Origin of the sequence: Limosilactobacillus reuteri, from assembly GCF_002254085.1 — a bacterium.
Classification (GTDB): domain Bacteria; phylum Bacillota; class Bacilli; order Lactobacillales; family Lactobacillaceae; genus Limosilactobacillus; species Limosilactobacillus reuteri_K.
This window is the reverse complement of record NZ_NGPY01000034.1, coordinates 1-6893: the sequence shown is the minus strand read 5'-3', so window position 1 is coordinate 6893 and position 6893 is coordinate 1. Positions and strand designations below refer to the sequence as shown.

Sequence of the window (6893 nt, the reverse complement as noted above, 5' to 3'; positions counted from 1 at the left end):
AATTGGAGCAGTACAAGGAATAATTCCGATTAACACGGCCACAAGTAGACCAATGGGACAACTTTTTAAGGCACTAACCCACTAAAACTGTATATTTAAAGGCTACCTATGAAAACTTGACAGATACTATTGTTTTGGGAGTATTTTCTTTTATCAATTAAAATGATAAAATACTTTTACGAACATACGTTTAAGAGGAAAGGTATTTTAGAAACATGCGATTTCGATTTAATAAAAAGACCCAGTATTTACTTTTAGCTTTAGTAGCGGTTCTCGGCATTGGTAGTTTTTCGCAGCCATCTGATAAGGGAAGTACCTTACCACAGAGAATCCAACGGGTAGCATCTTGGCGCCATTCAAACAACAATAATCGATCATCTTCTTTTACGCCGCCAACCCAAGAGCAGGCTACGAGTGTTCTTTCTAATGGCGTCCGTCAGCAGTTAGGAACATCTGACATAAAATGGAATGGTTACGGAGCGTTTATTTTAAATAACAATCAGACGGCGCTAAACGTAAATATTAATAATGCGCCATACGCTGTTAATCGACGTGATTCGCGTGGACGAGCATGGCAGGGAGACGCCTGGCTCAATCGTACAACACGCCAATACCGTAATCGGAATGAAACTGGGAATGGGGTCACTAATTGGAAGCCAGCTGGATTTTTACAAGCTCACAACTTGAAAGGCGGGATCTCCCATGCTTATGATCGCGGACATTTACTGGGATATGCATTAGTAGGTGGTATCCGTGGCTTTAATGCTTCAGAGTCAAATCCTGCTAATATTGCAACTCAAACTGCTTGGGCCAATGAAGCCCGAAGCAGTACATCAACCGGGCAAAACTACTATGAAGGCTTAGTGCGAAAAGCTCTGGATCAAAATAAACAAGTTCGTTATCGGGTAACTGACGTATATGATGGTAATAATTTAGTGCCTTCTGGTGCCCATATTGAGGCCAGGTCAAAGGATGGCAGTTTGCAATACAATGTGTTCGTCCCCAATGTGCAAAACAATATTAGTATAAATTATGCAACGGGGGCAGTAACGCAAGTGAACACGAATTAAAAAACTATGTAATTAGAATAGCCCCTCAATACTTCATTTGATTAAAGTATTGGGGGGCCTATTTATCATCTGCATATAAAACTAGCGTAGAAACAAAATATTTCACTGGTCACTTGCAAAATTGGTTTAAATAAACGAAAATAAAAAGAGTTAATATTGTTTAGAAAAGGACTACGCCAATGACAGATTCAGATCTAAAAAAGATTCATATTGTTTTTAATGGTCAAGATACTCCACCATTAAAGATTAGCCAGCTTTTTGATGCTAATAAGTTCAATCGTTTAACAGCAGTTACTGGTAACGTGACTGCCGACTTTATTAATCAGTATCTAAGTCGATTCATTAAAGTCGAAGTTGCACTGAGCAGCCCTGAAAATTATGAAGCTAAAACTGGTGATGAAGTAATCACTAAGGTAGCTTTAACCAATGCATTGCTATCTGCTGCTAATAAAAAGCCTGCTAAAGTCTTTGAAGCATTAACTAGTGACAATCAAGCAAATGTGTTGAACAATCTTTTTCAAGTTGCAATTGCCCCAACCCAGGCTATCCATTCACGTTTTTACCTCCTAAGTAATTCCGAGACCCACGATACTCGTGTGATTTTGGGAAGTCTTAACTTGGACAGTGCTTCATTTGATAAAGAGCGTAACCAATATGAAGAAATATTAGTCTTTGATGATGACATTCGGCTATTTCAAAATCTTGATAACCACTATAAGAATGACATCAAGCCAGTTTTACGACCATTTTTTACTGAAAATCTTTTAAATGCAGCGCAAAATCAAATTGATGAGAGCTTGAAAGATACTAAAGGGACTAAGAATGCGGTTGTAATTCTTGATAATGAAGTTACCGATCAAATCGCAGCGGCAGATATGACCGACTTGATTAGTCATGACGTTCAAAAACAAATTGATGAAAATAAAATTCCCGCAATGATTACTAAGTCGATGCGAGATATTACGACTAACCGCTCTCAAGATAAAGAAGAAGCAGAACGACAAATTCAACAACACGATACAATTTACACTTTGCAAAAAACAGCTGTATCGCCCCGAGCAGCTAAGCCAAAATTGAAATCGCGCGAAAAGATTTTTAAACAAGTTCAAGATGCACTGATTAGTGGAATGACACCACAACAACGGTCAGCAGAGAAGAAGTATACAACATTCTTATATGATCGTCCGATGGAAAGAAATCTGGTTAACAATAATAGTGGCCTGTATGTACCAAATGATACTGGCACACACCCAATTCAGTTTGGGAAGATTGCGACTATTAGTCAAATTCGTGATGGCTTAAAGAGTATTGATGCAGTATTAAAAGGGTATCAGCAATACGTTGTTGACTACAATGATGATTATGGCAAGCGATTTTATGAAGCTATTTTATATAGTTTTACGGCACCATTTTTATGGGAAATTCGTGCGAAAGCTAGTTTGAATCCTGAAGATGGTAATGATATTCCTAACTTCTTGATTCTAGGAGCAACTGCTGGTTCTGGAAAGTCAACTTTATTACGGATTATTAATCAATTGACTTGGAATACTGATCGGTCATTAATTGATTTTGGAACTATCTATCCTACAGATACACCGCAGAAAAAAGCAAAAACTGTTGATGCAATCGAGCACTACATGAAGCTTGGAAGTTCATACCCCGTTTTAATGGATGAGATTGAACCATACTTCTTCCAACAGGATCAATATAGTCGGCACTTAGTTGTTGATACGATGAATGAATTGGTTAACAATCCCCATGCAATTGCGCCATTAATTGGAACAACAAATTATGATTCTGGTTTTACGATGCTTCGTGAAACTGCACGACGAACTTATTATCTTCAAATTGATAAGGTTATCGATGATCAGCAAAAAGGAGAAGCCAATAAATATATCTATAACGTACGGCAAACTTTAAATAATACGCTGTTTAAGGACTTTGTAATGCGAATGGCAAGTTTACTAGAAGACGATGAGACGCCATGGCGCGCATTCGACGAAAAAACTGGTAAACTTGACTTCTTAGCAAATACCCGTAAGATTTTCCGCGATTACTATCAAATGGCGGATATGGAAGTACCTCCTTACTTTGCAGATGAAATTTGTGATGACTTTAAGGAAAGTTCACGTAACCGCTGGGCTAAGCTTTACCTAACACAAGAAGAAGACTTTAAATACCGCCAACAAGATCATAGCTTGTTATTTGATATCTCAAAGCTTAATACTTTCAATGGTTTTACTGCCGATAGTATTGAAAAGTACCGGAATGCACTGCCAATTGAACTCTGTGTGGATGGTATCAATGGCAAGCGTGGTAAGTTTGTAGAGATAAAAGCTGATGAATTCTTTAAATGGATTGGTGAACGCAACCCATATGCTGAAGATACTGCGGAAAACGAAGCAAATAATGAAGAAACGTTAACTACGAATACAGCTGAAAAAGTTACGGAATCGCCTGTTAAAGAACAAAAGAAGGGATTCTGGGCACGATTATTTGGCTAATATAAAAAGGTCTGGGACGCAAATAGCATTCAAGACCTTTTTATTTACTATTAATTTTTTGTGCCTTTTGTTTCGGATAATGTTTCAGATTTTCAAGCCGATTTACCAAGGGTTTTGCATATTTTATGTAGAGTGGATTACGAAGGAGCCAGTTATGAAAACGTGGTGAAATTTTAGTGATACACCATATTGTGAGGAGGAAGAATGGAACCTGCGGAATTACAGGGAGGAGCATCCCAATTATCCCACCAACGAATGAAATGCTCCCTAACAAGATCCATCCAAGTTTTAATACTAATTTTATGATCATTAAGAACTCCTCCTTTCTTTCATACTATCATTACCATTATTTTATCATGAGCGTACAAAAAAGGGTGGAGAGCTGCTTAAGTTTTTATTACATTTAAGTTAAGGAGAGAAATAAATTGACATTTTATACAATTAGCTATTTATCAAATCACCAACATATGAATCAAATATTCAATTACATTGCTATTATCATCTTTATACTTCTGATTGCAGTAATGGCACTTTTATATTTACGACATCGCCTTATTACCCGTTATCGTGATTTAGGAATAATTTTCTTTTTGCTATTGTTAATTTTTATTGGTTTTCAAGTTACCGATATGGAAAAAAGTACCACACAGCAATCCCAAACAACTCAGATGATTCCCTTTATTAAGGCGGTTGCTCGGGATCATAATGTTTCTCCACAAAAAGTAGTTGTTAATTCCACAACTTTAACGGATGGAATTCTTGTTCGAATTGAGGATCGGGATTACCGTGTCAATTTAAGTCAAACGGGAGATAATTATACCCTTACACGAGCACATGTTGTTAATCATCAGGTTAATTTAATGAAGTAGGAGAGAAGAATGGATACTTATTCGTTAATCATTATAAAGTTTGTCCTTGGTATGCTATGTTTGATTCTGCAGATTAATTTATTGGGGAAAGGGAATCTTGCGCCAACATCCGCCATTGATCAAGTTCAAAATTATGTTTTAGGTGGTATTATTGGCGGAATTATCTACAATAGTGATATTTCTGTTCTTGAGTTTATAATGGTCCTTTTGATTTGGACATTAATTGTATTTATTGTGAAATTTGCTAAAGATCATAATATTTGGGTAAGAAGAATTATCGATGGGCGCCCGCAAATATTAATTCAGAACGGAAAATTATTAGTAGAGAATTGTATGCGTGCAGGAATCAGTGCTAATGACCTTATGTTCCGTCTTCGTGGTCACGGAATTTATGAAGTTGCTAAGGTCAAGAGTGGAATTTTAGAACAAAATGGTCAACTTGTAATCATCGAAAATGATGAAGCAAATGTTCGCTTCCCGTTAATTAATGATGGACAGATCAATATTGACGTAATGGAATTGATTCATCATGATGAACAGTGGGTATTTGAACAAATCCATAAAGCAGGATATGGCAGTGTTGATGACATCTATCTTGGCGAATATATTAATGGTAAATTAACTTTAATTCCATATCCAAAAGCTTAAAAGGCCATCCCCTTTATAATTTTCAAGCGTATAATAAGAGGGAACTACAAAATGAAATGATAAGAAGATGATTTGATGAAAAAGTCGTTAAAAATTGCCGGGATTAGTATTGGTAGTCTAGTTCTTCTTGCATTTGGTATTCAAGGTTTCTTATTACGAGGTACGCCTGGACAATCTTTATCACCGCAAAATTACCAAGATAAAGTGGATTATTCTTCTGTGCCTACGTTACTTATTCCCGGTTGGGGTGGAAGTACGATTACTTATAATAAAATGATTAAGTACTATCAACAGAAAAACATTGCACAAAAAGTTCTAACGATTTGGGTTGCTCCTAACGGACGTATATGGACAGAGGGAAACTTTCATGGGCAAAAGAATGCTTTAATTCAAGTTTTATTTACTTGGAACTATAATGGTACCTACCATCCACAGATTAAGCAACTGACGATTGTTTTGAATTATTTGCAGAAATATTATCATATGCAGAAAATTAATGTCGTTGCCCACTCATATGGAGGAACAGAATTCATTCATGCTTATATGGGTTCAAAATATCTTCAAGATCATATTCGGTTAAATAAAGTAGTCTTTTTAGGGGTACCAGTTGAAGAAAGCCTGAGCGATCAATTAAAATATCGCTATCATTTAGTTAATAAGTCTACTGACAAGAATTTTCACCAATTGTTTTTGGAGATGAAAAATTGGCAATTAAATTATCCTGTTGAGATTTATAATTTAATGGGTAGTGAAGAAGGCAGTAAAAAAACTGATGGGTCTGTTCCGCATATCCAATCGGAAATGTTAAAATCATTAGTTAAAGCCCATCCATCGATTAAGTATCATCAAAAAGTGTATCCGAAAACTACTCATTTTCAATTACATCACCGCACAAAAATTTTGAACAATATCGCTAACATTTTATGGGGAAGGAATTAAAATGAATAAAGAACATGGCCAAGTAACAGGAATTATATGGCGTGGGCCTGATGACTTAGCTATATACCAACAATTAAAAGAATATGCAGATAAAAAAGATATCTCAGTTTCAAAGGCAGCCAAGCAGTTAATTATTACCGCTCTCAATAAAAATTAAAAAATCCTAATTGGTTAAGTTTATTATTCCATGATAGAATCTTAAATGTACAAAAATTAAAGGGGAGTTCACTTAATGACAAATCAAAAAAGTAAGACAGTATATTTCTGTGCAGGGTGGTTTACTGACAAGCAAAATAAAGCTTATGAGGACGCAATGAATGCAATTAAGGCTAACCCTACAGTAGATGTAGAGAATTCTTATGTGCCATTACAACACCAATATAAAGGATTACGGGTTGATGAACATCCAGAGCTTTTGCAAGATCGCGAATGGAGTACAGCAACTTACAATGGTGATCGTGTAGGAGTTTCAACTTCTGATATGCTTTTAGCAGTCTACATTCCTGAAGAAGAAGATGTAGGAATGGGTGTTGAATTAGGAATGGCACGCGCACTAGGTAAATATATTATGGTAGTGATTCCTGATGAGGACTTTGGTAAACCTATTAATTTAATGAGTTGGGGAATTGCAGATAATTTCATTAAAATGTCAGAACTTCCTAATTATGATTTTAATAAACCATCTTACAATTTCTACGATGGTGGAGTATATTAAAAAAAGATGTGCGAGTTTTCACGTACAATACCCTTTAGGGTTGACACTTTAAATAATAAAAGTGCCAATTCTAGGGGGTGTTTTTCGTTTCTAGTTATTCCACAACAGAAAAATTAAGATTACTAAGTAATTATCAGGATTCAGATTG

8 protein-coding genes are annotated in these 6893 nt (G+C 35.9%); 7 read left to right on the top strand and 1 reads right to left on the bottom strand.

The genetic code is table 11. From position 1 onward, the window contains the following. The first annotated feature begins 215 nt into the window (after positions 1 to 215). Positions 216 to 1070: a DNA/RNA non-specific endonuclease gene (locus CBG10_RS07365; protein ID WP_094502125.1), complete on the top strand. Its 855-nt coding sequence runs from the start codon at positions 216 to 218 to the stop codon at positions 1068 to 1070. A gap of 179 nt (positions 1071 to 1249) precedes the next feature. Then, complete coding sequence (locus tag CBG10_RS07360; RefSeq protein WP_019252788.1) at positions 1250 to 3574, top strand: ATP-binding protein; 2325 nt, start codon at positions 1250 to 1252, stop codon at positions 3572 to 3574. A gap of 40 nt (positions 3575 to 3614) precedes the next feature. On the opposite strand, the gene CBG10_RS07355 is transcribed toward CBG10_RS07360, so the two are convergent. Beyond that, positions 3615 to 3884 (bottom strand): YbaN family protein, encoded by a 270-nt coding sequence (locus tag CBG10_RS07355; RefSeq protein WP_019251191.1) that lies wholly within the window; start codon positions 3882 to 3884, stop codon positions 3615 to 3617. Positions 3885 to 3999: 115 nt separating this feature from the next. Between CBG10_RS07355 and CBG10_RS07350 the strand changes: the two genes are divergently transcribed. The 5 genes from CBG10_RS07350 to CBG10_RS07335 all read left to right on the top strand — a co-directional run bounded on the left by CBG10_RS07350 (position 4000) and on the right by CBG10_RS07335 (position 6745). Beyond that, entirely contained in the window at positions 4000 to 4443 is a 444-nt protein-coding gene (locus tag CBG10_RS07350) for a DUF3290 family protein (RefSeq protein WP_094509588.1), read from the top strand. A gap of 9 nt (positions 4444 to 4452) precedes the next feature. Continuing rightward, the gene (locus CBG10_RS07345; RefSeq protein ID WP_078009780.1) at positions 4453 to 5091 is read left to right on the top strand and encodes a DUF421 domain-containing protein; all 639 of its coding nucleotides are present in this window, start codon (positions 4453 to 4455) and stop codon (positions 5089 to 5091) included. Between the two features lie 75 nt (positions 5092 to 5166). Next, positions 5167 to 6030 (top strand): alpha/beta hydrolase, encoded by an 864-nt coding sequence (locus CBG10_RS07340; RefSeq protein ID WP_019251193.1) that lies wholly within the window; start codon positions 5167 to 5169, stop codon positions 6028 to 6030. A 1-nt stretch (position 6031) separates the two neighbouring features. Further along, entirely contained in the window at positions 6032 to 6187 is a 156-nt protein-coding gene (locus CBG10_RS11235) for a hypothetical protein (RefSeq protein WP_003663775.1), read from the top strand. 75 nt (positions 6188 to 6262) lie between these two features. Then, on the top strand, positions 6263 to 6745 hold the full coding sequence (locus CBG10_RS07335; protein WP_004562256.1) for a nucleoside 2-deoxyribosyltransferase: 483 nt from the start codon (positions 6263 to 6265) through the stop codon (positions 6743 to 6745). Positions 6746 to 6893 lie beyond the last annotated feature (148 nt).

What these genes read in the sequence shown, in the direction of transcription:
- CBG10_RS11235 (WP_003663775.1), top strand. Translation starts at nt 6,032, where the DNA reads ATGAATAAAGAACATGGCCAAGTAACAGGAATTATATGGCGTGGGCCT.
- CBG10_RS07360 (WP_019252788.1), top strand. Translation starts at nt 1,250, where the DNA reads ATGACAGATTCAGATCTAAAAAAGATTCATATTGTTTTTAATGGTCAA.
- CBG10_RS07345 (WP_078009780.1), top strand. Translation starts at nt 4,453, where the DNA reads ATGGATACTTATTCGTTAATCATTATAAAGTTTGTCCTTGGTATGCTA.
- CBG10_RS07340 (WP_019251193.1), top strand. Translation starts at nt 5,167, where the DNA reads ATGAAAAAGTCGTTAAAAATTGCCGGGATTAGTATTGGTAGTCTAGTT.
- CBG10_RS07335 (WP_004562256.1), top strand. Translation starts at nt 6,263, where the DNA reads ATGACAAATCAAAAAAGTAAGACAGTATATTTCTGTGCAGGGTGGTTT.
- CBG10_RS07355 (WP_019251191.1), bottom strand. Translation starts at nt 3,884, where the DNA reads ATGATCATAAAATTAGTATTAAAACTTGGATGGATCTTGTTAGGGAGC.
- CBG10_RS07365 (WP_094502125.1), top strand. Translation starts at nt 216, where the DNA reads ATGCGATTTCGATTTAATAAAAAGACCCAGTATTTACTTTTAGCTTTA.